This is a genomic window from Parapedobacter sp. 2B3 (assembly GCF_041925275.1).
In the GTDB taxonomy this organism is placed as follows: Bacteria; Bacteroidota; Bacteroidia; order Sphingobacteriales; family Sphingobacteriaceae; genus Parapedobacter; species Parapedobacter pyrenivorans_A.
In genome coordinates, this window is record NZ_JBHEUZ010000002.1 from 215,873 (window position 1) to 241,918 (window position 26,046).

19 protein-coding genes are annotated in these 26,046 nt (G+C 52.7%); 18 read left to right on the forward strand and 1 reads right to left on the reverse strand.

Annotated features, from left to right (window positions below; genetic code table 11):
- Positions 1 to 15: 15 nt before the first annotated feature.
- Complete coding sequence (locus ACEVG1_RS03300; RefSeq protein WP_374742133.1) at positions 16 to 261, forward strand: four-helix bundle copper-binding protein; 246 nt, start codon at positions 16 to 18, stop codon at positions 259 to 261.
- Here the strand turns inward: ACEVG1_RS03300 and ACEVG1_RS03305 are convergent.
- Positions 258 to 2,000: a phosphoenolpyruvate hydrolase family protein gene (locus ACEVG1_RS03305; protein WP_374742134.1), complete on the reverse strand. Its 1,743-nt coding sequence runs from the start codon at positions 1,998 to 2,000 to the stop codon at positions 258 to 260. The two genes, ACEVG1_RS03300 and ACEVG1_RS03305, sit on opposite strands and share 4 nt — an antisense overlap.
- Positions 2,001 to 2,220: 220 nt before the next feature.
- Here ACEVG1_RS03305 and ACEVG1_RS03310 point away from each other — a divergent pair, with 220 nt between their 5' ends.
- The 17 genes from ACEVG1_RS03310 to ACEVG1_RS03390 all read left to right on the forward strand — a co-directional run bounded on the left by ACEVG1_RS03310 (position 2,221) and on the right by ACEVG1_RS03390 (position 26,044).
- The gene (locus ACEVG1_RS03310; RefSeq protein WP_374742135.1) at positions 2,221 to 3,075 is read left to right on the forward strand and encodes a phosphoenolpyruvate hydrolase family protein; all 855 of its coding nucleotides are present in this window, start codon (positions 2,221 to 2,223) and stop codon (positions 3,073 to 3,075) included.
- Positions 3,068 to 4,300 (forward strand): Tm-1-like ATP-binding domain-containing protein, encoded by a 1,233-nt coding sequence (locus ACEVG1_RS03315; RefSeq protein ID WP_374742136.1) that lies wholly within the window; start codon positions 3,068 to 3,070, stop codon positions 4,298 to 4,300. The genes ACEVG1_RS03310 and ACEVG1_RS03315 overlap by 8 nt, the downstream gene beginning before the upstream one ends.
- Positions 4,301 to 4,311: 11 nt before the next feature.
- Entirely contained in the window at positions 4,312 to 6,438 is a 2,127-nt protein-coding gene (locus ACEVG1_RS03320; RefSeq protein ID WP_374742137.1) for a PQQ-dependent dehydrogenase, methanol/ethanol family, read from the forward strand.
- Between the two features lie 50 nt (positions 6,439 to 6,488).
- Positions 6,489 to 7,235 (forward strand): ThuA domain-containing protein, encoded by a 747-nt coding sequence (locus ACEVG1_RS03325; RefSeq protein ID WP_374742138.1) that lies wholly within the window; start codon positions 6,489 to 6,491, stop codon positions 7,233 to 7,235.
- A gap of 165 nt (positions 7,236 to 7,400) precedes the next feature.
- Positions 7,401 to 10,397 carry a SusC/RagA family TonB-linked outer membrane protein gene (locus tag ACEVG1_RS03330; RefSeq protein WP_374742139.1) on the forward strand — a complete coding sequence of 999 codons (2,997 nt, stop codon included), beginning with the start codon at positions 7,401 to 7,403 and terminating at the stop codon, positions 10,395 to 10,397.
- Between the two features lie 11 nt (positions 10,398 to 10,408).
- A complete protein-coding gene (locus ACEVG1_RS03335; protein ID WP_374742140.1) occupies positions 10,409 to 11,944 on the forward strand; it encodes a RagB/SusD family nutrient uptake outer membrane protein in 1,536 nt (511 codons plus the stop codon).
- Between the two features lie 39 nt (positions 11,945 to 11,983).
- Positions 11,984 to 13,822 carry a serine hydrolase gene (locus tag ACEVG1_RS03340; RefSeq protein ID WP_374742141.1) on the forward strand — a complete coding sequence of 613 codons (1,839 nt, stop codon included), beginning with the start codon at positions 11,984 to 11,986 and terminating at the stop codon, positions 13,820 to 13,822.
- Positions 13,819 to 14,202 carry a Rid family detoxifying hydrolase gene (locus tag ACEVG1_RS03345; protein ID WP_374742142.1) on the forward strand — a complete coding sequence of 128 codons (384 nt, stop codon included), beginning with the start codon at positions 13,819 to 13,821 and terminating at the stop codon, positions 14,200 to 14,202. The genes ACEVG1_RS03340 and ACEVG1_RS03345 overlap by 4 nt, the downstream gene beginning before the upstream one ends.
- 54 nt (positions 14,203 to 14,256) lie before the next feature.
- Complete coding sequence (locus tag ACEVG1_RS03350; RefSeq protein ID WP_374742143.1) at positions 14,257 to 15,405, forward strand: D-TA family PLP-dependent enzyme; 1,149 nt, start codon at positions 14,257 to 14,259, stop codon at positions 15,403 to 15,405.
- 38 nt (positions 15,406 to 15,443) lie between these two features.
- On the forward strand, positions 15,444 to 16,172 hold the full coding sequence (locus ACEVG1_RS03355) for a M15 family metallopeptidase (RefSeq protein ID WP_374742144.1): 729 nt from the start codon (positions 15,444 to 15,446) through the stop codon (positions 16,170 to 16,172).
- A gap of 36 nt (positions 16,173 to 16,208) precedes the next feature.
- Complete coding sequence (locus tag ACEVG1_RS03360) at positions 16,209 to 17,540, forward strand: GntP family permease (RefSeq protein ID WP_374742145.1); 1,332 nt, start codon at positions 16,209 to 16,211, stop codon at positions 17,538 to 17,540.
- Positions 17,541 to 17,644: 104 nt separating this feature from the next.
- A complete protein-coding gene (glmS, locus tag ACEVG1_RS03365) occupies positions 17,645 to 19,486 on the forward strand; it encodes a glutamine--fructose-6-phosphate transaminase (isomerizing) (protein WP_374742146.1) in 1,842 nt (613 codons plus the stop codon).
- A 63-nt stretch (positions 19,487 to 19,549) separates the two neighbouring features.
- On the forward strand, positions 19,550 to 20,581 hold the full coding sequence (locus tag ACEVG1_RS03370; protein ID WP_374742147.1) for a hypothetical protein: 1,032 nt from the start codon (positions 19,550 to 19,552) through the stop codon (positions 20,579 to 20,581).
- Positions 20,582 to 20,792: 211 nt separating this feature from the next.
- On the forward strand, positions 20,793 to 21,008 hold the full coding sequence (locus ACEVG1_RS03375; protein WP_374742148.1) for a hypothetical protein: 216 nt from the start codon (positions 20,793 to 20,795) through the stop codon (positions 21,006 to 21,008).
- 517 nt (positions 21,009 to 21,525) lie between these two features.
- Entirely contained in the window at positions 21,526 to 22,707 is a 1,182-nt protein-coding gene (locus tag ACEVG1_RS03380) for an ATP-binding protein (protein WP_374742149.1), read from the forward strand.
- Positions 22,708 to 23,020: 313 nt separating this feature from the next.
- Positions 23,021 to 23,197, forward strand: coding sequence for a type II toxin-antitoxin system RelE/ParE family toxin (locus ACEVG1_RS03385; protein ID WP_374742150.1), 177 nt, complete (start codon positions 23,021 to 23,023; stop codon positions 23,195 to 23,197).
- A 381-nt stretch (positions 23,198 to 23,578) separates the two neighbouring features.
- Positions 23,579 to 26,044, forward strand: a complete 2,466-nt coding sequence (locus ACEVG1_RS03390) for an SLBB domain-containing protein (protein ID WP_374742151.1) — start codon at positions 23,579 to 23,581, stop codon at positions 26,042 to 26,044.
- The last annotated feature ends 2 nt before the right edge of the window (positions 26,045 to 26,046 follow it).

A 26,046-nucleotide genomic window follows, 5' to 3' on the forward strand; every position in this document is an offset into this window, starting at 1 on the left:
TTGAACGAGGAAGACGTGGATCATCTCACCAAGTGCATCCAACTGGATATGGAATGTGCGGCCATCTGCCGGGCCGCAGCGGAGTTGATGAGCCTGGGCAGCAATCACAGTGCACAGCTTTGCGGCATCTGTGCCGAGCTATGCGATGCTTGCGCAAGTGAATGTGAAAAGCATGCCCAAATGGGCATGGAACATTGCCGTGAATGCGCTGAAGCCTGCCGGAAGTGCGCGCAGGCTTGCCGGGAAATGGCCCACCTTTAAAGACTGTCTGAGTTGAGCCATTGATAGAGCGTTTTGCGACTAATTCCTAACGCTGAAGCAGCTTTGGTCTTGTTTTGCCCAGCGTCAGCCAGCGCATCCCTAGCAACTTGGCTTCTATCAAATGGGGTTGTATGGTGAGGAGGCTTGATATCCGCCAAAAGTGCAGGATTCCCTTCCAAAATAGGTTTTTCTTCTATGATTGCATGTCTCGTAATAACCTGTTCCAATTCCCGTACGTTTCCAGGCCATGAGTACCCTTTAAGCCGATTCATGAAGTCCGTTGTCGTCCCCAGGAGTTTTTTATCGAACTTCAGGGAAAGTTTGTTGAGTTGATTCGCGACCAATAGCGGAATATCGTTTTTCCGATTCCTCAAAGGAGGTATTTTTATCACAACCGCACTTAATCGAAAGTACAGATCTACTCTAAATTTATTTTCATATACGAGTTTTTCCAGGTTTTGATTGGAAGCACACAAAATTCTTACATCGACGGAAATCGGCTTTTGCCCTCCTAATCTAACAACTTCACCTTGCTGGATCACCCGAAGCAAAGCCGCTTGCGCATGCAAGCTCAAATCAGCAATCTCATCCAGGAAAAGTGTGCCTTTGTCGGCAAGTTCAAATTTGCCCGGCTTTTGAAATATCGCACCCGTAAAGGCACCTTTTTCATAACCGAAGAACTCGCTTTCTACGAGTGTATCAGGAATCGCTCCGCAATTGACCGTAATAAATGGGTTTTTTTTCCTTGGACTGAGCGCATGAATTTGAGTGGCCACCAATTCTTTTCCGGTGCCAGACTCGCCATCGATACAAACATTCACATCGTAAGGTGCTATTTTTTGGATGAGTTTGAACAGGTCTTTCATTGCTTGCGAGGAACCGATCAAGGGCCCGAATTTAGAAAGACGGCTTTTCCCTCTGTTATACAGAACAACGTCTTTGAAATTACCTACCCTTGTGTCTATTGCTTCGGTTATCGGAAAACGCTCGAATGCGGAGCCGCCGGCATAACCATTGATAGGAACCTGCTCAAGGAACTCAGCAAAATCTTCCGGCTCCGTAATGGCTCCTCCATATACCAGTGAAAAGGGCTTGTTTCCCGACTTGTACGCATGGGACAACATGTCTTTCCCTTTGGTAATAGACAATTGCAGCTGATTACGCTTTTCGATCGTGTCTTCAAGCTCAAAAGTAAGCCCCACATTCAATATCAGCGCATCAACGCCGCTTTTTGCAAAGGCATGGGCATCTTCCGCTGACAAAGCGAAGCCAAAAGTAACGAGCCCCATTTTCTTTGCTTGTTGGAGCATTTCTACCTCACTTGCAATACCCATCCCTTCGGCCTCAAGGTGCGACCTGAAACTCCCATCGGTAAATCCAATTGCCGGCCAGTTGGTTATCCCTTCGATGCCAAGTTGCTTTAGCATGTCGAGCCTAGTTTTTAAAGGCCGTGTGGGATCAGATGCAAACACACCCGCGACTACTGGAATAGACTGCGTGTGAGGTAAAATGTGCTGCCTCAATAATTGTTCGGTTTGGTCGTTGGCATTTGTAAAGGGAAGAAAAGACGTGAGGGACCCGTAGCCCATGTGCCGGTACAATCCGGCATTTAGTGCGATGATAAGGTCGGCCCCGGAAGCAATGGAGAGCTTCGCAATTTGGCCGTTGCCGGCCACAACAGAGATGATGGGTGTTGACGACTTAGCGCTCTCTCGGAGAAGATGTTTTAGGGATGGCATTTAATAATCGTTAGACTGTCTGTTACCTAGGGTAACAATACTGTTTACGAAGGTAACAAAATTACTTGGATTTAAAAAGTAAAATCAAACAAAAATCACGCATTGACTTAATTTTATTAGTCTGAAAATGAGTGTGTTGTTAGTGTGTTTTTTGAATTATAGCGAAACGGAATAGAGTTTGCCTAGCCCTTGGAAATTGTAAACTAGTAAATCAGATTAAATGAACACACTATCTAGGTTGGAAATTATCGCAAAACTAAAACAAAAAATCGCTAAAGGGCAACCTATTATAGGCGGTGGTGCGGGTACCGGTATCTCGGCACAATGTGAAGAGGCCGGCGGCATCGATCTCATCGTTATTTATAATTCTGGCCGTTATCGGATGGCCGGGAAAGGGTCATTGGCGGGCCTATTGCCGTACGGAAACGCGAATGAGATTGTTAAAGAGATGGCTTATGAGATATTGCCGGCCATAGAACATACACCCGTTCTTGCAGGCGTATGCGGAACCGATCCCTTTATGCTGCGCAACTCTTTCTTGAAAGATCTGAAACATATTGGAATATCGGGGATTCAAAATTTCCCTACGGTAGGTCTGATCGATGGCAACTTCAGGGCTAACTTAGAAGAAACGGGTATGTCGTATCAGAAAGAGGTCGATTGCGTGCGGGCTGCCCGCGAGTTGGATTTACTAACCACCCCCTACGTATTCAATGTAGACGAAGCCGGGCAGATGGTGGAAGCAGGTGCAGATATCATTGTGGCACATATGGGGCTTACCACCACTGGGAAAATCGGTGCCATCACTTCAAAGAGCCTCGATGAATGCGTCGTGGAAATCCAAGAGATTGTTAACGCGTGCAAGAAAATAAACAACGATGTTATCGTCTTGTGTCATGGGGGGCCCATTGCGCAACCACCGGATGCACAGTATATTTTAGACCATGTGATGGGGGTCGACGGGTTTTATGGAGCCAGCTCGATGGAACGTCTTCCTACGGAAACAGCTATCACGGAACAAGTGAAAAAATTTAATAACCTACGCTTAGGACGAAAGGAGGGAGCAAATGTCTAAAAAATTGGTGGTCATCGGTACATTCGATACCAAAGCGATAGAATATAAATTCGTGATCGACCTATTGAAAGATACCGGTGATTATCAAGTAACGACAATAAACACCGGTATTATGGGGTCCACCGACTTGTTTAAAGTTGACATCGAGACGGAGGAACTCGCAGCGGCGGGAGGAACCGATCTTTTAGCCCTCCGGAGAGCGGACGACCGTGGTAAGGCAATCGCAGCCGTATCTGAAGGGGCAAAGGTTGTCATCAAAGACCTATATGAAAAAGAAAAATTCGACGGAATAATGGGTATGGGTGGTACAGCCGGAACTCATATAGTAACAGCGGGCATGCGCGAATTACCCGTCGGAATACCCAAGATCTGCATTTCTACCGTTGCGTCAGGCAATGTGGAACCCTATTTGGGTATCAGCGACATTATCCTGATCCCTTCGTTGACAGATATAGCGGGGATTAATCCACTTAGCAGCATCTTTCTCACGAATGCAGTGGCTGCAATGACAGGAATGCTCCAGACTGCACGCCAGATTAAAAAGATGAAACCAGTGGCCGCAGCCACCATGTTTGGCAACACCACGTTGTGCATTGATCGCTGTCGTGCCATGCTGGAAGCGAAGGGATTTGATGTCCTCGTATTCCACGCTACGGGAACAGGAGGGAGAATGATGGAAAAGCTTGTCAATGACGGGTTTATCGATGCTGTGCTCGATCTCACCACGACAGAATGGGCTGATACCCTGTGCGGAGGCGTGTTTGGCGCAGGAACCAGCAGGCTCGAAGGCCCAGGGAATGCGGGTATCCCGCATCTTATCGCTCCCGGATGTATTGATATGTGCAATTTCGGAAGCCCGGATACGATTAAGCCTCGGTATAAAGACCGCCTATTTTACCAATGGAACCCAAATGTGACGTTGATGCGAACGACTCCCGAAGAGAATCACAAACTAGGCGAAATCTTCGCCCAAAAAGCCAATGCCTCGAAAGGGAAAACGGCATTTATCATCCCGAAGAAAGGGTACTCCCTGCTCGACGCCATGGGGCAAGAAGATGAACCCCATGCGTTCTGGGATCCGCATGCCGATCGCTCCTTCGTTGAATCATTGAAAAGAAACCTGAATAATAACATTGACGTCATTGAAGTAGAAGCAAATATCAACGACCCGGTATTTGCCGAGAAAGCCGTTGAGAAATTTTTAGACATGGTTGGTCAACAGTAAGTTAATAACCTATGAGCAGACTCGTAAACCGTATTTTTATAGTACCGATATTATTGGCTGTTGGCGGATGCCTATCGCCCCATAGCACCGAAAGAGGTGCCAAAATAGGCCATGTGACCGAAAGACGCCTAATGAATGCAGATAGCGAACCCGGATCTTGGTTTACAGGCGGAAGAGATTATAAACAATCCTATTATTCGCCGCTAGACGATATCGACAAGGAAAATGTTGGTCGTATGGGATTTGCTTGGCACTTTGATATCGATTTTGAAACCGCTTTTCAAGCAACACCGGTCGTTGTAGACGGAATGATGTTTACTTCCGGAAACAAAGGGAACGTATACGCACTCGATGCTTCATCGGGGGCGCTGCGCTGGTCATTTAAGCCCGAAGTATCTGCAGAAATATTTGACAACCATTGCTGTGGCGGTCCCAATCGCGGCGTCGCCGTGTGGAAAGGATTTGTATACGTAGGGTCAATAGATGGTTATCTGTATGCATTGGATGCCGCAACAGGAGCGCAAGTCTGGAAAGTCGATGCCATTGTCGACCGTACGAAAGGATACTCCAGTACCGGTGCACCCTATATTGCCAAAGATCTGGTTATTATTGGCAATAGCGGCGCGGAATTTAACGCTCGTGGCTATATCACCGCTTACGATTATAAAAACGGCAAAATGGCATGGAGGTTCTATACCGTGCCTGGCGATCCGGAAAAGGGTTTCGAGCACCCCGAACTCGAAATGGCAGCTAAGACCTGGGACCCCAACAGCGTGTGGGAAAACGGGCTTGGCGGAACAGCATGGGACGGAATGGCCTATGATCCCGACCTGAATCTCCTCTATGTAGGCACCAGCAACGGGGCGCCCTGGAGCAGGGACTTGCGTAGCCCAGCCGGGGGTGATAATCTTTTTTTAAATTGTATCCTCGCGATAAATCCCGACAACGGCCGCCTGGTTTGGCACTACCAAACTACGCCTGCCGACAACTGGGACTATACCACCGCACAAAAGATGATCCTGGCCGAGCTGCCGATTAATGGCAAGACCCGAAAAGTAATTATGCAGGCACCGAAGAATGGGTTTTTCTATGTGTTGGACCGCGAAACGGGCGAGCTGCTCTCGGCTGAGCCGTATGTGTATGTCAATTGGGCAAGCCATGTGGACCTCGCAACGGGAAAGCCGATAGAAACAGGCAAAGGTGACTATAGCCGTGGTCCTAAGCTCGTTTTTCCCAGCAGCCAGGGCGGCCACAACTGGCAGCCCATGGCGTTCAACCCCGAAACCGGACTGGTCTACATCCCAACCAACGAGGCGGGGCAGGTATACAGCCTGGTCAATGCACCGTTCAAAGTGAGGGACAAAGGGTGGAATACGGGCGTTTCGTTCCGGGCCGTCCGCGATAGTGCGTCGTTTCCCGACGAATGGCCCTCTATCGAGGAAATCACCCGCGGCGAACCGGATGCTTCCCCGCGGTCGTTCCTAAAAGCATGGGACCCCGTACAGGGCCGGGTGGTGTGGGAAGTGCCACTCAAATACCGGATGGACACCTGGCGCTTTGACCGTCGCTATGGCGGCGTGATGACCACGCAGGGCGGTCTGGTCTTCCAGGGCGGTATTGATGGATACCTGCGGGTGTTCGATGCTTCCACAGGCGATGAATTGCATAGCGTCGATGTGGGCACCAGTATGGTGGCTGCGCCGATGACCTATATGATTGATGGCGTGCAATACGTCGCGGTGATGGCCGGCGTAAATGGTGACCAGCAAACCAATGCCGACTACCTATATGGCAATAAAGGACGGATTGTGGCTTTTAAGCTGGATGGTGGCCCCGTACCCCATAGACCCGTGCTAGACCGCCGCGAGGAATTGGTGCCGGCCGTACACCGGTCTGCCTTCCCCCGCGAGGTGGTGGAGCAAGGCCGGGAGTTGTTTTATACCTATTGCGCAGGGTGCCACGATGGTGGCCGCGCACCGTCGCTGCTGCCGCTGAAGGTGCGGGTGGCGGACGAGTTCGAAGCGATCCTGATGAGCGGCAGTAGGCAAAAAAACGGCATGCCCAGCTTCAAAGGGGTGTTGACCGATGCGCAGGCAGCATCCATTTTATCGCACCTGAAAGCAACAACCGAGCCCTGATGGGGCGATAGGCAAAAAAATGAATTGTACACCTAATAATGGAGGAAAAGATGAACAGTAAACGATTGATGATGGCTATATGCCTATTCGGACTAATGTGGACAGTGCCGGTAGCCGGGGCCGGCAATGACCCCGCCGAGAAAGTATTGATTTTTACCAAAACGCTCGATTACCGCCACGAGTCTACGGAGGTAAGTATCGTGGCCATCAGCAAGCTGTGCGAACAGAACGGTATCCTGGTGGATGCTACGGAAGATTCCGAGTGGTTCCGACCGGAGAAGCTCCGGGAATATGCAGCGGTTATCTTTCTGAATTCAAGCGGCGATGTATTCAATGACGCGCAACAGGATGCATTCCGCAATTACATCCGCGGCGGCGGCGGTTTTGTGGGCATCCATGGCGCATCCACCACCGAGTATGCATGGGATTGGTTTGGTCGGTTCGTGGGCGCATACTTCGCCGGACACCCCGAACCGCAGCCGGCGACGCTTATCGTGCACGATACCACCCATATCTCCACCTGTAAGTTACCCCGGAAATGGACGCATTTTGAAGAATGGTACAACTTCCGATGGGTAGATCAAGACTTCAACCTCCTGCTTACCGTGGATGAAAGCACCTACCACGGCGGCCACCACCCCGACCACCACCCCATCTCCTGGTATAAACCCTTTGAGGGCGGGCGGATGTTCTATACGGCATTGGGACATGGCGAAGAGTGCTACGCCGATAAGCATTTCCTGGAGCATATTTTAGGGGGGATCCTGTATGCTATTAATCGGACCCCCACGGGGTAACCCACCCAACTAATGTTTTACCATTAACAACATTGCGTATGAAGTAAATCAAACGGATAACTTGTTTAAAAAAGAATCGAGGAATGTGACGATTCCTCGATTCCAAAATTGATGTTACAGCGGACTGTAACGGAAAAAACTAAAAATTATTAATTCTCCAAAATTATGAAAAAACCAAACATGATGGAATGGACATGTAAAATTGTCTTTTCCATCCTCGCCTTGCACATCCAACTCAGTGCAAATGCACGTTCAGCGATATCATCGGCGGTCGAAGCGGAAACCGTCATGATGCCGCCGCTAACAGAACACACCCATCAACGCATGATAACGGGTACCGTGGTTGATGAAAGCGGCGTACCATTGGCCGGTACTAGCGTTTCGGAAAAAGGAACTGCAAACGGAGCGAAAACCGATTCGGCCGGCTACTTTTCGTTAAACGTACAGGACATGGAAGCTACCTTAGTCATTTCATATGTGGGGTACGCGTTGCAGGAAATCACGCTTAACGGGCAGACCAACCTCCGTATCACGCTATTGCCTGATGCCTCCCACTTAAATGAAGTAGTGGTGATCGGTTATGGCACCCAACGGCGGAAGGAACTCACCGGGGCGGTAGCCAGTATACGGGCCGAAGATTTCAATACAGGAAATATCACAAACCCCGCCCAGTTACTGCAAGGTAAGGTGGCCGGTCTGAGCATTACCAATCCGGGGGCAAATCCAAATGCCGGTTTTACCATTCGGTTGAGAGGGTTGTCTACATTTGGGGCTAATACGGGGCCTTTAATCGTCGTAGACGGGGTTCCGGGCGTCTCCTTGCTGACCATTGATCCAAGTGACATTGAATCCATGGATATTTTAAAGGATGGATCGGCTGCGGCGATTTATGGCACCCGTGGATCGAGCGGTGTGATATTGGTGACGACCAAAAGCGGAAACGCCGGTCAACTGCAGGTGGAATATAATGCATACGGTAGCTTTGAAAACGTTGCGCGTACGCCGCCGGTGATGTCCGCGGCCGAGTTCGTTGAGGTAGGGGGGACAGATCATGGCAGTGAGACGGATTGGTTTGATGAGATCACGCGGAGGGCCACTACCAACGTGCATAACCTTTCATTGGGCGGCGGAACCGGAAAAACGAGTTACCGGGCATCCCTCAACTATAGAGATGTGCAAGGAATCGCGATAACCACCGGATTTGACCAGGTAATCGGCCGGGTGAATGTGAACCACCGGGCCATGGACGATCGGCTGCGGGTGGCGCTGAACCTGACCAGCCAAATCCGGAAGGAGCAGAAGGGAAATGATGCTGCTTTCGAATTCGCCACGACCTATAATCCCACTGCGCCCATATACGGCGGACCTGAAGCACCACGTTTCGGCGGTTATTGGCAAGAGATTCTATTTGGTTACTACAATCCGGTATCCGTCTTGAAGCAAAACGTGATCGATCAGGAAAGGAAGGCGTATCTGGTAAATATCGATGCCGATTTCGAGATCGTTAGCGGATTGAAAATCGGTGCGCGTTATTCACGCGAGGATATCGGCTGGCTCGATGGGTCTTATTATCGAAGTGATAGCTATTTTAACGGATACGCATCAAATGGGATCGCTTCCAGACGGATTACAGACAATGAATCGAAGCTGTTCGAAACGACACTGTCTTATAACCGGCGTTTTGGCGACTTCATCCTGGATGCCATCGGCGGATATTCGAATCAGGCGTTTTCGGGCGAGAGTTTCAATGCCAGCGGCGGCGATTTTATTACCGACGAATTGCTGTATAATAACCTGGGCCTGTCCCAGGATTTTAAACGGGGAATCGGGAATGTGGGAAGCTATAAGGATGCGTCTAAGCTGATCGGCGGCTTCGTGCGGGCAAGCCTGAATTATAAGGATATCTATTTCCTCAACGCAAGTTACCGACGTGAGGGTTCCACAAAATTCGGACGGAATAACCAATGGGGTAATTTCCCCGGCGTGGGTGCGGGAGTGGATTTAGCGCAGCTGCTGGATAATCCGGTGATAGGTCAGCTGAAGGTCAGGGCGAGTTACGGGATTACCGGGGCGCTTCCGTCGGGCAACTACCTTTCACTACTACGGTTTGGAACTGGAAACAACTTCTACTATAATGGAGCGTTTATCCCCGCTTTTCAGCCTTCAAGCAATCCGAACCCTGATTTGAAATGGGAGAAAAAAGAAGAGCTGGATTTCGGCGTGGATTTCGCCCTGTTCGATAGCAGGTTGACCGGTACGCTCGACTACTACGACCGGCGTACGATCGATGGTATTTTCAATTTGCCGGTGTCGGTACCGCCGAACCTTTATCAGGATAAATGGCTGAACGTAGGCGAAATCAAAAACTCCGGCGTAGAGGTAACGCTCAACTACCAGGTAGATATCGGTAGGAATAGCACGTATACGCCTACATTCACCTTCTCGACCTACCACACCAAATTGATAACCCTTTCCGGAAAAGGCGCATCGTTTGGCGACAATGGGGTGCAGAAGCTGGCCATCATGGGTGCCCCGGGGCAGAACATCCCGCTGATCCGGGTGGAGGAAGGAGCTGAGCTCGGTCAGTTTATCGGATGGCAGTTTGACGGGGTCAATGAGGATGGTACGTGGCGTTTCAAGGATCAGAACGATGACGGCGTCATCAACACCAACGACGAGGTGGTTATCGGCAATGGCCTTCCGGATTACGAGATCGGATTTAACAACGCTTTCCGATTCGGTAGATTTGATATGAATGCGTTCTTCCGGGGCTCTTTCGGTCATGACTTGATTAATTCTTTCCGTGCTTTCTATGAAGCGAAATCGGTGTCGGCTTCCTATAACGTTATAAAAACCAAATATTTCATGCCCGAACTCACGGATCGGGCAATCTATTCGGATTATCACGTAGAGGACGCGTCGTTCTTCAGGCTGCAGAATGTCGATATCGGCTATCACTTCAATTTGCCGAAACAGAAATTGCTGAAAGCGATCCGGCTGTATGCGAACGGCCAGAACCTCTTCACTATTACCAACTACACCGGTGTTGACCCGGAGGTGAGGTATGCCGACGGTGGAAACGTACTCGCGCCCGGAATCGATCGGAGGAACACGTGGTTTACCTCCAGAACGTTTACACTAGGATTCAATGCTAAATTTTAAAACCGCTCACGATGAAAACGAATAATCTGAAAATAGGGATTTTACTCACTGGCGCATTACTGTTCTCCGGATGCGATCTGGAAGAAAAGGTGTTTAGTGAGGTGACCGCCAATAATTTTTTCCTGACCGACGAACAGGTCGTCACATCGATCGGTAGCATTTATACGAACCTATACAGCTACCTGGGCAACGAGAGCATATGGTCATTCAATGAGGGCCCCTCAGACGAGATGGTTATCCCGACCAAAGGGACCGATTGGTTTGAGAATGGCCACTGGCAACGGTTCCACCGCCATGAGTGGTTGCCTACGGAACCTTATATCCGCATCAATTGGAACATGTTGTATTTTGGCGTAAATTCGTGTAACCGCGTCATGTATCAATTGGAAGAAATCGGAACAGAAGAGGCACTGGCGTTTCTGCCGGAGCTGAGGGCCTTCAGGGCCTTCTATTATTTCCATCTGATGGACCTGTATGGGGGGGTGCCGCTCATCACGGATTTCCTGGATAATGAACCCTTTCCTTCTCGGGCTTCGCGTAGGGAAGTTTATGAATTCGTGGAAAGTGAGCTTATCGCGTCGTTGAGCGGACTCTCAAAGAATGTTGCTGCAACATATGGCCGAATGAACTATTATGCAGCGCAAGCCACCTTAGCGAAATTATACGCGAATTCGGAGGAATATATCGGTGAGGCACGATGGGCAGATTGCCTGGCAGCTTGCCGGGAGATCACCGGATCGCGTGTGTTTAGCATGACAGCGGATTACTTTGAAAATTTCGCTGCTGACACCGAGGGAACCTCCGAGTTCATTTTTGCCATTCCATACGATGAAACCCACGCCCGGGGAAATATCTTGGGGGTGATCTCACTGCATTATGCCAATCGCGATACCTATGACCTGGCCTATCAGCCGTGGAATGGTTGGGCGGTTGTTGGCGACTTTTATGACACCTATGAGGATAAAGACCGCAGGAAAGGGGTACCCGGAAATCCCAAAATCAGGGGGAATTTCCTGGTTGGTCAGCAATTCAGCAGCAGCGGCGAACCCTTGATCGATAACGCGTTCGAACCGGAAGATCCAGACGGAGCAATCATCGTGTTCACACCGCATCCAACGTCCAAAAACGGGTTGTTCTGGTTGCGCCAGGATGGGGCGAGATTGGCAAAATATGAGTACGAGAAGGGCAGCCGGATTGACATGAATAATGATTTTGCCATCTTCCGCTACACCGATTTTGTTCTTTTAGAGGCCGAGATGTTGTGGCGGTTGGGCCAGGAATCAGGCTATGCATTGGATCTCGTCAATTCCGTAAGGGAGCGGGCGGGCGTAGACCCTTATACGTCGTTAACCGAAAAGAACATCTATGACGAACGGGGGCGTGAGTTGTTCGCAGAAGGTATCCGCAGGCACGATATGATCCGTTTTGGCACCTACGGCGATGCATGGTATGAAAAAGCGCCAAAAGATGAAACAAGGAGGATTTTCCCGATTCCGCAGAGCCAGCGGGATTCCAATCCGAATCTGGACCAGAATCCGGGTTATTGACGGTAAGAAGCGGCAGTTGATAGTAAATGATGATACAATATGATTTTTAACCACTCATTTTTGTTCAATAGCTGGTTATCTTCCTTCCTGATGACCTGCTTGGTTGCGGGCGCTTCGGCCCAGCCGGCTCCAGCGCTTGATTTCGACCAGTCCGTGTCGCGGCCCATCCAGCACGACGAGGAACATGTTTATGCGCTGGATGCAGAAGCGGGCCGCCACGTGGATATCGAATTGGCCCAGCGGGGCATCAACCTGGGGGTTACCGTCTCGGCGCCCGACGGCACGGTGCTTGCCGCTGGCGACCACCAGCGGCATGTGGACGCCACGGAGCGGCTCGGGTTTGATGTGACCGAAGGGGGCACTTATCGGATCCGGCTGACGCCGCAGCCCGGCTATGCCATCCGGACGGGGCTGGATGCCAACGCCTTCGTGTGGGATGGTGAGCGCCGTGTGCCGTACGAGCAGACCAACGATGCGGGGGCCTATATGCTGACCGCCCGCCAGACCGACGGGGGCGGGAAGAAGCTCGACCGGATCGACCGGCTTTTCCGGCCGTATGCCACAGGTGGTTCAGCCGGGGTCGCCGTTGGCATTGTGAAGGATGGGGCGATGCTGTTCGCACGCGGCTTCGGTTTGGCGAACTTGGAGTACGGCATTCCGGTCTCGCCGCATACGCCGTTCCACATCGCCTCGGTGTCCAAGCAGTTTGCCGGCTATGCGGTGGCGGCGCTCCACGACGCCGGCGAGCTGTCGCTGGATGACGATATCCACGTTTACCTGCCCGAGCTGAGGACCCCCGCCCCGATTACTATCCGTCAGATGCTGAACCACACCAGCGGCATCCGAGACCAATGGGTGGTGGCCGCCCTTGCGGGCTGGCGCATGGACGACGTAATCACGCAGGAGCAGCTGCTGGGACTGATCTTCAGCCAGGAGGCGCTTAACTTCCCGCCGGGTACGGCTTACCGGTACTCCAATTCCAACTACACGCTGGCGGCCGAAATCGTGCGCCGGGTAACGGGGAAGACCTTGCGGGAGTGGACCACGGCCGAAGTCTTTGAGCCGCTGGGCATGCGGCGGACGTTCTTCTACGATGACCACGAGGAGATCCTTCCGGAGCGTGCCTACTCCTACGACGACCGCTCGGGTACGGTGAAGAAGAGTGTGCTCAGCTTCGCCAATTCGGGTGCCACGAGCCTGTTCACCACCGTGCACGACTTCGTGAAATGGATGCCCAATTACCGCCACCATCACGTTGGCAATGCCCGGATATACGAGTTGATGACCACACCCGGGAAGCTCAATGACGGCACGCCGCTGAACTACGCGCTGGGGGTCGCGGTGGGCAGCTACAAAGGACTTCCGGTGATCGACCATTCCGGGGTGGACGCGGGCTACCGCTCGTTCATGCTTTATTTCCCCGACCAGGACGTAGGTATCATCGTGCTGAGCAACCTGGCCTCGTGCAATACGGTCGAGCTGGCGCGGCGCACGGCCGATATTCTGCTGGACCTGCCTGCCGATGCGCCCGCCACCCGCTCGCCGCAGGGCCCGGCGCGGCCCTACGGCACGGATGCATACGAGCCGGAGGCCCCCGCCTCGGATTACACGGGGGTATACTACAACCCGGAGATACAGACCGAATACCGCATCACGGAGCGCGATGGTTTGCTATACCTGGGCCACAAGCGGATTTCCGATGTCCGGCTGCTTCCCACGGCGGCCGACCGGTTCAAAGGCACCTACTGGATCTTCAACGAGATGGAATTCACGCGCGACCGCCGTGGCCGGGTGACGGGCTTTACGGTCAGCAACGGTGGGGTGTCCGGAATGGCCTTTACCAGATTTAAAGAAGAAAACAACCATACAAAACGATGAAACAAGTCATAGCAAGCAAAGAGGCGCCCGCCGCTATCGGGCCCTACAGCCAGGCCATCCGGCATGGCAACCTGGTATTCCTTTCCGGCCAGCTACCGGTTGATGCCGCCGACGGCTCGGTCCCAGCGGGCATCGCCGCCCAGACGCGGCAGTCGCTGGAGAACATGCGGCATGTGCTGGTCGCAGCCGGCTGCACGCTGGCCGACGTGGTGAAGACCACCTGTTTCTTGGCCGATATGGCGCTGTTCCAGGAGATGAACGCGGTGTACCAGACCTTCTTCACCGAGGCCCCGCCTGCGCGGACCACCATCGCCGCCCGGGAGCTCCCCAAAGGCGTGCTGGTAGAGATCGACTGCATGGCCATCACGGCCGGCGGATGAGACGGGAGGGGAAAGGGAAGACTGGAATACAGCAAACAGCTAGGAAGAACAATTATGGATATAGTGAAAAGCACAACTACCGACGGATCCTGGTACGAAGTGGGCAACGCGCAGGAAATCGATTCGCCAGCCCTGTTGGTGTATCCCGACCGGGTAAAACATAACATAGACATGGCCACCGGTATGGTGGGCGATGCCCAGCGCCTGCGGCCGCACGTGAAAACCCATAAGTCGTCAGCCATCACCCGGTTTCAGCTGGCGTCGGGCATCACCCGCTACAAATGCGCCACGCTGGCCGAGGCGGCAATGCTCGGGCGTTGTGGGGCGCCGGATGTGCTGGTGGCCTACCCGCTGCTCGGCCCGCGGGTGGACGCCTTTCTGCAGCTTTCGGCGCAGTTTCCCGGCAGCCGGTTTTCGGCCATCGTGGACCACCGTTCCGTTGCCGACCGGCTATCTGCGGCTGCCGTTTCTCGGCATGCCTCCGTGGACGTGTACCTCGACCTTGACATCGGTATGGGCCGTACGGGTATCCCGATGGGTGCAGAAGCCGAAGCGCTTTACGTGCATTGCCACTCCCTTGCGGGGCTGCGTGCGGCGGGCCTGCATGCCTATGATGGGCAGGTGCGCGAGCCGGACCCGGAGAGGCTGCGGCAGCAATGCGAGACGAACTTCCGCCCGTTGGCTGCGCTGGTGGAGCGGCTTTCCGGGCAGGGCTTCCCCCGGCCGGAAATTATCATCGGCGGCTCCCCGTCGTTCCCGTATTACGCGGAGATGGCCGAGGTGCAGTGCAGTCCCGGCACGTTCGTGCTGTGGGACCATGGCTACGCGGTTGACTGCCCCGACCAGGCATTCCTTCCCGCGGCGGTGCTCTTCACCCGGGTGATCTCCCTACCGGGTCCGGAGACGATCTGCGTGGACCTGGGCCACAAGGCGGTGGGAGCGGAAAATGCCATTGAGCGGCGGGTGCATTTCCTGAACGCGCCGGGGCTCCTTGCCCTGCGCCAGAGCGAGGAGCACCTGGTGCTGCAGGCGCCCGCGGGGCATGGGATCGGCCTGGGCGACGTGCTTTACGGCATCCCGTACCATATCTGCCCAACGGTGAACCTGTACGACGCCTTCAACGTGGTGCAAGGCGGCATGGTGGCGGACAGCTGGGAGATCGATGCCCGGCAGCGGTTCCGCTATGCGGCAGATACCGATTAGTGTGCTGTATTATTTATTAACCATTCAAATCTGAACACATGATTACGCTGAAATTCTACGTGTTGCAACCGCTTGTTGCCGCTGTATTCCTGGCGGTTTGTTCGTGCGCGCCGTCCACGCCTAAAGAGGCCTACCAGCAGAAGTATGGTGCATCCACGGTGTCGACCGTGGAAGAATACCGCCGGCAGGTGGCGCAGCACCCGGACCGGGAGCTGGTTGACCTCCGTGCTTACCTGCCCGATGCGGCATTTGATGTGGTGTATGCCACGGCCGAAAATTTCATGGGGACACCCGTATATAAAAGCCCCGGCGCCTACCTGCGCAAACCGGCCGCGGAGGCGTTGCGGGCGGTGCAGGCCGAATTGGCAGAGATGGGCTATGGGCTGAAGATATGGGATGCGTACCGGCCCTACCGCGTCACTGTGGAGTTTTATGAACACGTGCTGGATTCTACATTCGCAGCTTCGCCCTATACGGGTTCGAAACACAACCGCGGCTGCGCGGTGGACCTTACGCTAATTGATAAATCCACCGGAGAGGAGCTGGCTATGCCCACCCCGTTCGACGAGTTTACGACCAGAGCCCATGTGGGGTTCAGCGATCTGCCCGAGGAAGTGCTGCGGAACAGGGAACTGCTGATCAAGGCTATGGCTAACCACGGGTTTTCCGTATATGCAGATGAATGGTGGCATTTTGACTTCCATGATTGGGAACAATACGAATTGGTGGACCTAGAGTTTGAAGAACTTGAATCGGTTAGTTTTTAAACCAGCAGAATCACCTGCATTTTATGTGTTTGTCGGATGATAGAAGTATCGCTTATCCATAGCCTTTTGGCTCTGTTGGCCAGTGTGGGGGTTATCGTATTGTTGACCACCCGGTTAAAGGTACATGCATTTTTTGCACTGCTACTGGCCTGCCTGGTGGTGGGGTTGGGGGTTGGCATGCCCCTGGGAGAGGTCATATCAATCAGCAAGGCAGGATTCGGCAATATCATCGGCTCTCTGGCGCTGATCATTGTTTTTGGGACTACCCTGGGCATCATCCTGGAACACACTGGCGCTACCGTGGTCCTTGCTTCGAACATCCTGCGCCTCACGGGCAGACACCGGGCAGCCCACGCCATGAATTTGACTGGCTATGTGGTGGGATTGCCGATTTTCTGCGATTCGGGTTATATCGTACTGAGCGGACTGAACCGCGGGCTTGCCCGCCAAACCGGAACGGCGATGGCGCTCATGGCCACCTCGCTTGCCGCAGGGCTGTATGCCGTCCATTGCCTCGTACCGCCCCACCCCGGCGCGGCAGCAGCCACAGGAACCTTGGGAGCCGATTTCGGCCATGTTATCCTATACGGCATGCTGGTGGCCATTCCCACCGCTTTCTGTGGATTGCTGTGGGCGCGCTTCGTGGTGAGCAGGCTGCCGGCAGCCGAGCAACAGGCTGAAGAGCGGGCAGCTCACCCGTTACCCGGAAGGCTTCCTTCCCTATTGCTGTCCGTGCTTCCTGTTGCTGTCCCGATCCTGCTCATCAGTATCCGCTCATTCAGCCCGCCCAACGGAACATTCCTCCCGTTGCGCATTGTCTACGCTTTAGGCATTCCGGAAGCTGCCTTGGGCATCGGGATCCTGCTGGCCCTTATCAGCAAACGCGATTGGAAGAAAGCGGATTTCAACGCACTGCTACGCGGCGCCATCGAAAAGGCCGGCGACATCCTGTTGATCATCGGTGCCGGGGGCGCATTCGGAGCGTTGATCGCCCAGACGAATATCGCCCAGTATCTGGCGGGTAACGGTACGGTAGGCAGTATGGGTATTTTCTTCCCCTTCTTGGTCGCGGCAGTACTCAAAACGGCCCAGGGCTCCTCGTCGGTAGCCATCATCACGGCGGCCACCATGGTGCTTCCAGTGCTCCCGTCATTGGGGCTTGACAATGAAATGGGGCGCGTGTTCGCTGTGCTCGCCATGGGTGCCGGATCCATGATGGTATCGCATGCCAACGATTCCTATTTTTGGGTGATTTCGCGATTTTCCGGTGTCGGTATGGGCACGATGTTGCGGGTATATACGGCCGCCACATTCATCATGGGGTGCGTAGCAATTGGTGCAGTATACCTGCTGTCCCTTTTCTTTTAAATACGTGGGTTTTCGCAATTCTCCCTACGCAACCGATTGTTTAGAGATAAAAACACTATTTTTGCCGGCGTTGATTTATTGGAAAGCATAAATAATAGAACGCTATGTGTGGAATCGTTGGTTATACAGGCCGTAAGCAAGCCTATCCCATCCTGATTGACGGACTGAAGAAACTGGAGTACCGGGGTTATGATAGCGCCGGCGTGGCCCTGCATACCGGCAACCACTTGGCTGTATACAAGAAGCAGGGCATGGTGGCTGCGCTGGAAGCATTTGCCGCCGATGCGCCCACCATGGCCACCACCGGCATTGGCCATACGCGCTGGGCTACCCACGGCGAGCCGTCCGACCGCAACGCACACCCGCACCTCTCCAAATCGGGCCGCATTGCGATGATCCACAACGGCATCATCGAAAACTATGCGCAGCTCAAAGAGGAGTTGCTCAAAAAGGGCTATGCGTTCAGCAGCGATACCGACTCGGAAGTGCTGCTCAACTTCATCGAAGACATCAAGCAGAACAACGAATGTTCGTTGGAAGAAGCCGTGCGGATAGCGCTCAAACGGGTGTCCGGGGCGTACGTCATCCTCCTCATCGAGACCGACCAACCCGAAACCATCGTCGCCGCCCGCAAGGGGAGCCCGCTGGTGATCGGTGTGGGCAAGGACGAACATTTCCTGGGCTCCGATGCCTCCCCCATGCTGGCCTATACCAAAGAGGTGGTGTATATCAATGATTATGAACTGGCCATCGTAAGGCCCGATGAGCTGATCCTGAAAAACCTGGGCAACGAGCGCATCACGCCCTTCGTGCAGAAGCTCGACCTCGAGCTGGCCGCCATCGAGAAGGGCAATTTCGAGCATTTCATGCTGAAAGAGATCCACGAGCAGCCGCAGACCATCCGCGATTCGCTGCGGGGCAGGCTCTATGCTGAGGAGGGGGCGATCACGCTGAGCGGGCTGGACCGCATTGCCGATAAGCTGCGCGAGGCCCACCGCATCGTCATCGTGGCCTGCGGCACGAGCTGGCACGCCGGGTTGCTGGGCGAGTACCTCATCGAGGAGCTTTGCCGCCTCAACGTGGAGGTGGAGTATGCGTCGGAGTACCGCTACCGCAACCCCATCGTGTCTTCGAAAGATGTGATCCTGGCCATTTCGCAAAGCGGCGAAACGGCGGATACGCTGGTGGCGCTCGAAAACGCTAAGCAGCAGGGAGCCACCATCTTCGGCATCGTCAACGTGGTGGGTTCCTCCATCGCGCGGATCACCGATGCGGGTGCATATACCCATGCAGGGCCCGAAATTGGCGTAGCCAGCACCAAGGCGTTCACCGCCCAGCTGGCGGTGCTGCAGCTCATAGCGCTGAAACTGGCGGCCATTCGCGGTACCATCTCCAACGAGCTGTTCCGCACGTTGCTGACCGAGCTGGACGAGGTGCCGGCCAAGGTGGAATGGATCATCCAGCACCAGCTAGACAATATCAAAGACATCGCCCAGCGATACCAACATGCACAGAGCTTCCTGTTCTTGGGCCGAGGGTACAACTTCCCCATCGCACTGGAAGGGGCCCTGAAGTTGAAGGAAATCTCGTACATCCATGCCGAAGGGTACCCGGCGGCGGAGATGAAACACGGGCCCATTGCGCTGGTAGACGACCAGCTGCCGGTGGTGTTTGTGGCCACGCGCGATGCCTACCACGAGAAGATCGTGAGCAACATCCAGGAAATCCATGCGCGCAAGGGCAATGTGCTGGCCGTGGTATCCGAAGGCGACCACTCGGTGGCCGGCCTTGCCCAGGCGGTGATGGTGGTGCCGCAGGCACATGAGGTGATTGCGCCGCTGCTTTCCGTCATCCCGCTGCAACTGTTATCGTACTACATCGGCGTGGCGCGCGGGTTGGATGTGGATAAGCCGCGCAACCTGGCCAAGTCGGTAACAGTAGAGTAACGTTCGTCCTAGATTCGGATAATTTTATATCTTTGGGCCACTATCCATTATTCACTAAATTAAATGAACAGAAGGAAATTCATCGCCCAATCTACCGCTGCCACGGCCACCCTGCTGGCCTCCACCCACGCTATCCGCGCATTTGGCGCACCGGAGCCGATATACGGCCATAACGAGCAGAAATATAAGCAGGTAAAAGGCTGGGGCGTGCTGGATAGCAGCAAATACCCGGTGAACGATTGCCACGAGATGGTGCAAGACCGCCGTGGGCGGATTTTGCTGCTCACCAACGAAACGCGCAACAACGTATTGGTTTACAGTACCGACGGCAAGCTGCTCACCAGTTGGGGGCACGATTTCCCCGGTGCGCACGGGCTTACGCTGGCCGGCGAAGGGCGTGATGAATTTCTGCTGATCACCGATACCGCCAAACATCAGGTATACAAAACCACGATGGATGGCAAGGTGTTGCTCACCCTGGATGCCCCCCTTGAGTCGGGGCTTTACGACAAAGCCGAGTCGTTCGTGCCCACCGAAACGGCCGTGGCCCCCAATGGCGATATCTACGTGGCCGATGGCTATGGACGGCAGTACGTATTTATCTACAGCGCCGAGGGCAAGCTGAAAAGCTGGTTCGGCGGCAAGGGCGAGGGCGACGAACATTTCGAGACCGCCCACGGCGTGTGTATCGACCACCGTACCGCTACCCCCACCTTACTGGTTACCGACCGGCCACGCCAATGCTTCAAGCGGTTTACGCTGGCAGGCGAGCTGACGGAAATCATCCGGTTGCCCGGTGCGTGCGTATGCAGGCCCGTCATCCACGGCACCCACCTCTATGCCGCTGTATTGCGGTCGCCCAATATGGATACCGCAGGAAGCGGCTTCGTCACCATTCTGGACGAACGGAACCGGGTGGTAAGCAACATCGGTGGCACCGCTCCGGTGTATGTGGGCGACCAGCTCCAGCCAATGGCACAACATACCCCATTGTTCGTGCATCCGCACGATGTATGTGTAGACCGCGACGAGAACCTGTATGTAGCCCAGTGGGCTGCCGGCAAGGTGTATCCGTATAAATTCGAGCGGGTGTAATCCGGACAGCGCAAAGCAAAAATCAGCAAGGCAGAAAAGCAAACGGCAAATAGCAAATTCGCAAATAGCAAAAAGGCAAATAGCAAATTCGCAGAAAAGCAAACAGCAAGAAAGTGACGTCTATCCGGAAAAGCAAATAGCACAATAGCAAATTCGCAAACAGCAGTTAAGCAAAAGGCAGAAAAGCAAAAAAATAATTAATTTTGCTCTTATGAAGCTGGTTTTAGAAAACGTTCAGAACAAACATTACCGGCTGCTATTAGAAATGGCGGAGGCACTTCAGTTTAAGGTTACGGAGTTGGAACCAACTGAAGAAGAAATCGACAGCTCACTAGGTCGCGCTATCATTGCTGGAAAAGCCGAAGGCCGGCTTAGTGAGCAGGAGCAGCAAGCGTTTGAATCTTGGCTCACTAAAGCTGTTGAATGATTTACTCGATAGACAAATCTTTCGAGCGAGATGTGAAAAAGGCCCTACTCAAATATTGAAAGCGTTGGCCGGTGTAATCAAGTCTATTGACCAAGCTACTGATTTGAGGGAGATTCCTCATGTCAAGAAATTGAGAGGTTATAAAAACTGCTACCGGATCCGTATTGACGATTATCGTTTAGGATTATATTCAGAAGAGGGGACCGTCGTCCTATCTCGTTTGTTGCCCCGAAAGGATATATATAAGCGGTTCCCGTAAATTCTCTTAAGCATGGCTCCAGCCCAAAAGGCAGCACAGTCCGCTGCACGTGAGCCGAAATGACGTCTAGCCGGAAAAGCAAAAAGCACGAAGGCAAAAAGCAGTAAGCAAAAAGCAAACGGCAGAATAGCAAACAGCAAAAAAGCAAATTCGCAAAAGGCAAAAAAGCAAACCGAAACCTACCTAAAAAAACGTATATTTGAATCTGTATGTTAAAAAAATAATTACTATTTTTGAACAGTCACTTATAAAAAAGTAATGCAATTCTATAATAGAACAATATATACGTTACTAAAGGCCCACTTACCAAAAAAACAGATTACCGTTTTGACAGGCATGCGCCGCACGGGGAAAACGACGTTAGTCAAGCAATTACTGTCAGAATCGCCCATCAGGCAACAATATTACTTCGACATGGAGCGGATGGACAATCGGCTGCTTTTCGCCGAACAAAATTACGATAATATCGTGCACGCGCTTGTCCAGCAGGGTGCTGATTTTAGCCAGCCCGCCATTGTGGCTATAGACGAAATTCAGTTGGTGCCCAATCTGCCGAGTGTGCTTAAATACCTTTATGATACATATGGTATCAAGTTTGTGGTAACGGGTTCCAGTTCATTCTACATCAAAAATCTTTTTTCGGAATCATTGGCAGGTAGAAAAAAAATCTTTGAAGTCTACCCACTCAGCTTCCGGGAGCTATTGGATTTCAACGGCGTATCCTTGCCGAGGCTGCCGTTAGAAGAAACCACACACTTTGTAGATGCAACGTATCAACGATTACGCTCATATTACGCTGATTACATCAATTACGGCGGATTCCCAGAGGTGGTGTTGGAACCTATCGTTGAAGACAAAAAAGACCTGATACATGAAATCCTAAGTTCGTACATCAATTTTGATATCAGCACACTTTCCGAAATCCGCAATCCGGCAAATCTGTATCGGTTGATCAAATTGCTTTCTGTACGTGTAGGCACGCGTTTGGATATCTCCAAGTTGACCAGTATTGCCGGTATTTCACGGCCTACGGTAGAGAACTATCTTTATTTACTGGAAAACAGCTATTTAATACGTACCATACCGGTGCTATCTGCTAGCCCCGACCGGGAAATTACCAAGGCACGAAAACTTTATTTCCTCGACAATGGTATCGCTTCGTCCGTTGCCGAGCTGAGCAGCGGCAGCAAATTTGAAAACGCCGTATTTAACCAATTGTTACATCGCGGCGAGCTGGCCTATTACCAGTTGAAGAACGGCAGAGAAATCGACTTCGTCCTCGATAAGGAATATGCTCTTGAAGTAAAGGAAACGGCTGCGCCCGACGATGCCAGGCAAGTCGCTGCGCTAGCCACCAATCTCGGCATTACTAAAAGCTACGTAATCGGCCGTGAACCCGTCAACAGGTTCCCCCAGTTTATTTGGGGCGGATACATATGAATCGTACAGGACGTTGAAAAAAAGCTTTTGCCCAGTTTTGCCGCAACGCAAGCAAAAAACAGTGGGCAAACAGCAAACAGTAGGAAAGCGACGTCTGATCGGAAAAGCAAACCGTAAACCGCAAATTAGCAAAAGGCAGAAAAGCAAATTAGCAAAAAAGGCAAACCGCGCAAGGCAAAAAGCAAAAATCATGCACCAATACTATTTCGAGCGATTAGAAGTTTGGCAACAATCGCGGCAATTAGCTACGGAGGTGTACGCCATATATTGAAGAACTAATAATCGTATCTATCAATTATCTACTGAATACCTTATGCATCCCGAATGTCGATTCCTGCGCACAAAGGGAAAAATCTACCGAAATCTTATTCATGGCAATTACTTGGTCATATATCGAATTACCACAGAGAGGATCGAAGTTTTAAATGTTATTCATGGTAGTCGAAGTGTTAGCACGATTAAAAGTTCGAGGAAGATTCGAATAGACTGAAGCAAAACAAAGGCGCCACTACCCGCTGCACGTGACCTTAGCTGACGTCTAGCAGGAAGGCAAACGGCAAAAAAGCAAATAGCACAAAAGCAAATTCGCAAAAAGCAGTAAGCAAAAACGCAAAAAGCAACTTTGGCCCAGTTTTCGCTGCAACGCAAGCAAATAGCAAAGGCGCCATCACCCGCTGCTCGTGAGCTGATGAAATGACGTCTTGTCGGAACAGCAAACAGCAAATTCGCAAAAAGCAGTAAGCAAAAAAGCAAAAAACAAATGACGTCCGGCAGTAAGCAAATAGCAAATAGCAAAACCGCAAACAAGCAAAAAAAATCCTACCTTTGCCCCATTCGAACGTTATATAACATACAAACAGCAGACAGATTGATGAAGCGATACCTCTTATTGCTAGCAGGACTTTTCTGGTTAGTTGCGGCCGAGGCCCAAACCCAATCGCAACTCCAGGATGTTTCAAAAATCCGGGTGGAGCAGCTTTCGGATGAGCAGGTCGTCCGGCTTATCACCGAGGCAGAAAAGCGCGGCTTGAGCGACGAACAGCTGATACAGAGCCTCGGCCAGCGCGGGATGGCGGCCGGTGAGCAACAGAAGCTGCGCAACCGACTTACCACCGTAAGGCAGCAGAAGCTGGGCGGTACACGGGCGAACGACATCGTAACACCCGATGACACCGGCAGGAGTGTTATCGGAGAAACCGATCTTCTAACCGGTATCGAACAAGCGCAAAAACAACCGGTTGACACGGGCCTTACTGTTTTCGGTTCGCAGCTCTTCCGCAATAACAACATCCGTTTCGAACCCAATCTCAACATCCCCACACCAAAAAGCTATGTCATCGGCACGGGCGACCAACTGCTGCTCGACCTTACCGGCGATAACGTGGCCAGTTATGAGTTGGCCGTATCGCAAGAAGGCACCGTCAACGTGGAATATGTGGGCATCGTATCGGTAGCCGGTCTCACCATCGAAGCTGCCAGCGACAAGATCAAGGGCCAGATGGCCGGTACCTACCCGCAGTTACGTTCCGGCCGTACGCGGCTGTCGCTCACATTGGGCAACATCCGCAGCATCAAGGTTACGCTTACGGGGTTTGCCACCCTACCGGGTACGTATACCTTGCCCTCGTTGGCCAACGTATTCAATGCACTCTATGCCGCGGGTGGCCCGTCAGCCAAAGGGACCTACCGCAATATCCAGCTTATCCGCAATAACGAGGTCATCGAAACCATCGATGCGTACGACTTCCTCACCCGGGGCGTGCAGCCCGGCAATGTGCGGCTGGAAAGCGGCGACGTAATCCATATCCCCGTATTTGATCGGCATGTTTCGGTTGAGGGGTTGGTTAACAATCCCGGTATCTTCGAGCCGCTGGCCAGTGAGTCGCTGGCCGATGTGCTGCGTTTCGCCGGTGAGTTTGCGCCCGAGGCGTACTCGGCCAAGGTGAAGGTGCTGCAGATCACCGACCGGGAACGCAGCGTGGCCGACATCTATGCCGATGATTTCGCCAGCTATACACCGCGTAACGGCGACCAGTATATCGTGGAAGAAGTGCTCGATCGGTACAGCAACCGCGTAGAGATAGAAGGTGCCGTATTCCGCCCTGGCCAATATGCCCTTACGGAAGGGCTTACGTTGCGCGAACTCGTCCAGCGGGCCGATGGCCTCAAGGAAGACGCCTTTATGGCCCGGGCGTACATCAACCGGCTGAAGCCAGACAATACGCAAGAGCTAATTACCGTAAACCTCAACGAATTGATGGAAGGCAACGAGGCCGCGAATCATATACTCCAACGTGAGGATCGGGTGATTATCTCCTCCATTTTCGATCTCCGCGAAGAATACACCGTATCCATCAGTGGGCAGGTACAGCGGCCGGGGCAGTTTCCTTATGTGGAGCAGATGACCCTTGGTAGCCTCATCCAAATGAGTGGTGGGTTGGCCGAGGCCGCCAATGTAGAGTATGTCGATGTTGCCCGCCGTATCCGTAATAACACCAATGACCAAACGGCTACGGTTTCAGAATTGGTTCGTGTCAATTTTGACAACCGCGAGGAAGCCTTGCAGTCGAGCTTTGTGTTAGAGCCGTTTGATATCGTGAGTGTGCACACCAGCACCGGTTATCAGGTGCAGCGTATGGTGCGCATTGAAGGCGAGGTAAATGTACCCGGTGAGTATGTGCTGCTCAAAAAAGACGAAACCATTTCAGACCTCATCCGGCGTGCCGGTGGCGTTACCGAGTTTGCTTACCTGCCGGGGGCCTCGTTGCAGCGTAAGGCATCCGATGCCTTGATAGCGCGGGGCAATAGCGCCTTGACGGGGCAAGCCCGTCGTGAACTAGCGGAGTTGGAGAAAGAGCAAGCTGAGATACAGAACTTAGCGTTGGAAAACATTCGACAAGATAGTACGGCAACTAACCTATATTTCAGTAACTATGTGGGGATCAATTTGGATAAGATACTGGAAGGCAATAAAAAGTACGACATTCCGCTGGAAGACGAAGATGTGATTATCGTTCCACGGCAGTTACGTACGGTGATTGTACGTGGCCAAGTGCTCAATCCCAATCGGGTCGTGTATCAAAAGGGGAAGTCATTGAAGTACTATATCAATCAAGCCGGTGGCTTTACCTCGAAAGCGCATAAAAAGAAGACATTCGTGCAGCACGCCAATGGGGCAGTTGAGGGTAGCGGTTGGGGTTATCCCGCTGTGCAACCGGGTAGTGAAATCATCGTGCCAGCCAAACCGGAGCGCGAGCTACTTAGTGCTCAGGCTTGGATTAGTATGGGCAGCGTCGTTACGTCAATGGCTGCTGTAATTGTAAGTTTATTGAGGTAATA

Coding starts and splice junctions, on each gene's coding strand:
- ACEVG1_RS03370 (WP_374742147.1), top strand. CDS start 19,550: ATGAACAGAAGGAAATTCATCGCCCAATCTACCGCTGCCACGGCCACC.
- ACEVG1_RS03375 (WP_374742148.1), top strand. CDS start 20,793: ATGAAGCTGGTTTTAGAAAACGTTCAGAACAAACATTACCGGCTGCTA.
- ACEVG1_RS03360 (WP_374742145.1), top strand. CDS start 16,209: ATGATAGAAGTATCGCTTATCCATAGCCTTTTGGCTCTGTTGGCCAGT.
- ACEVG1_RS03320 (WP_374742137.1), top strand. CDS start 4,312: ATGAGCAGACTCGTAAACCGTATTTTTATAGTACCGATATTATTGGCT.
- ACEVG1_RS03315 (WP_374742136.1), top strand. CDS start 3,068: ATGTCTAAAAAATTGGTGGTCATCGGTACATTCGATACCAAAGCGATA.
- ACEVG1_RS03310 (WP_374742135.1), top strand. CDS start 2,221: ATGAACACACTATCTAGGTTGGAAATTATCGCAAAACTAAAACAAAAA.
- ACEVG1_RS03380 (WP_374742149.1), top strand. CDS start 21,526: ATGCAATTCTATAATAGAACAATATATACGTTACTAAAGGCCCACTTA.
- ACEVG1_RS03350 (WP_374742143.1), top strand. CDS start 14,257: ATGGATATAGTGAAAAGCACAACTACCGACGGATCCTGGTACGAAGTG.
- ACEVG1_RS03345 (WP_374742142.1), top strand. CDS start 13,819: ATGAAACAAGTCATAGCAAGCAAAGAGGCGCCCGCCGCTATCGGGCCC.
- glmS (WP_374742146.1), top strand. CDS start 17,645: ATGTGTGGAATCGTTGGTTATACAGGCCGTAAGCAAGCCTATCCCATC.
- ACEVG1_RS03325 (WP_374742138.1), top strand. CDS start 6,489: ATGAACAGTAAACGATTGATGATGGCTATATGCCTATTCGGACTAATG.
- ACEVG1_RS03390 (WP_374742151.1), top strand. CDS start 23,579: ATGAAGCGATACCTCTTATTGCTAGCAGGACTTTTCTGGTTAGTTGCG.
- ACEVG1_RS03305 (WP_374742134.1), bottom strand. CDS start 2,000: ATGCCATCCCTAAAACATCTTCTCCGAGAGAGCGCTAAGTCGTCAACA.
- ACEVG1_RS03355 (WP_374742144.1), top strand. CDS start 15,444: ATGATTACGCTGAAATTCTACGTGTTGCAACCGCTTGTTGCCGCTGTA.
- ACEVG1_RS03385 (WP_374742150.1), top strand. CDS start 23,021: ATGCATCCCGAATGTCGATTCCTGCGCACAAAGGGAAAAATCTACCGA.
- ACEVG1_RS03330 (WP_374742139.1), top strand. CDS start 7,401: ATGAAAAAACCAAACATGATGGAATGGACATGTAAAATTGTCTTTTCC.
- ACEVG1_RS03340 (WP_374742141.1), top strand. CDS start 11,984: ATGATTTTTAACCACTCATTTTTGTTCAATAGCTGGTTATCTTCCTTC.
- ACEVG1_RS03335 (WP_374742140.1), top strand. CDS start 10,409: ATGAAAACGAATAATCTGAAAATAGGGATTTTACTCACTGGCGCATTA.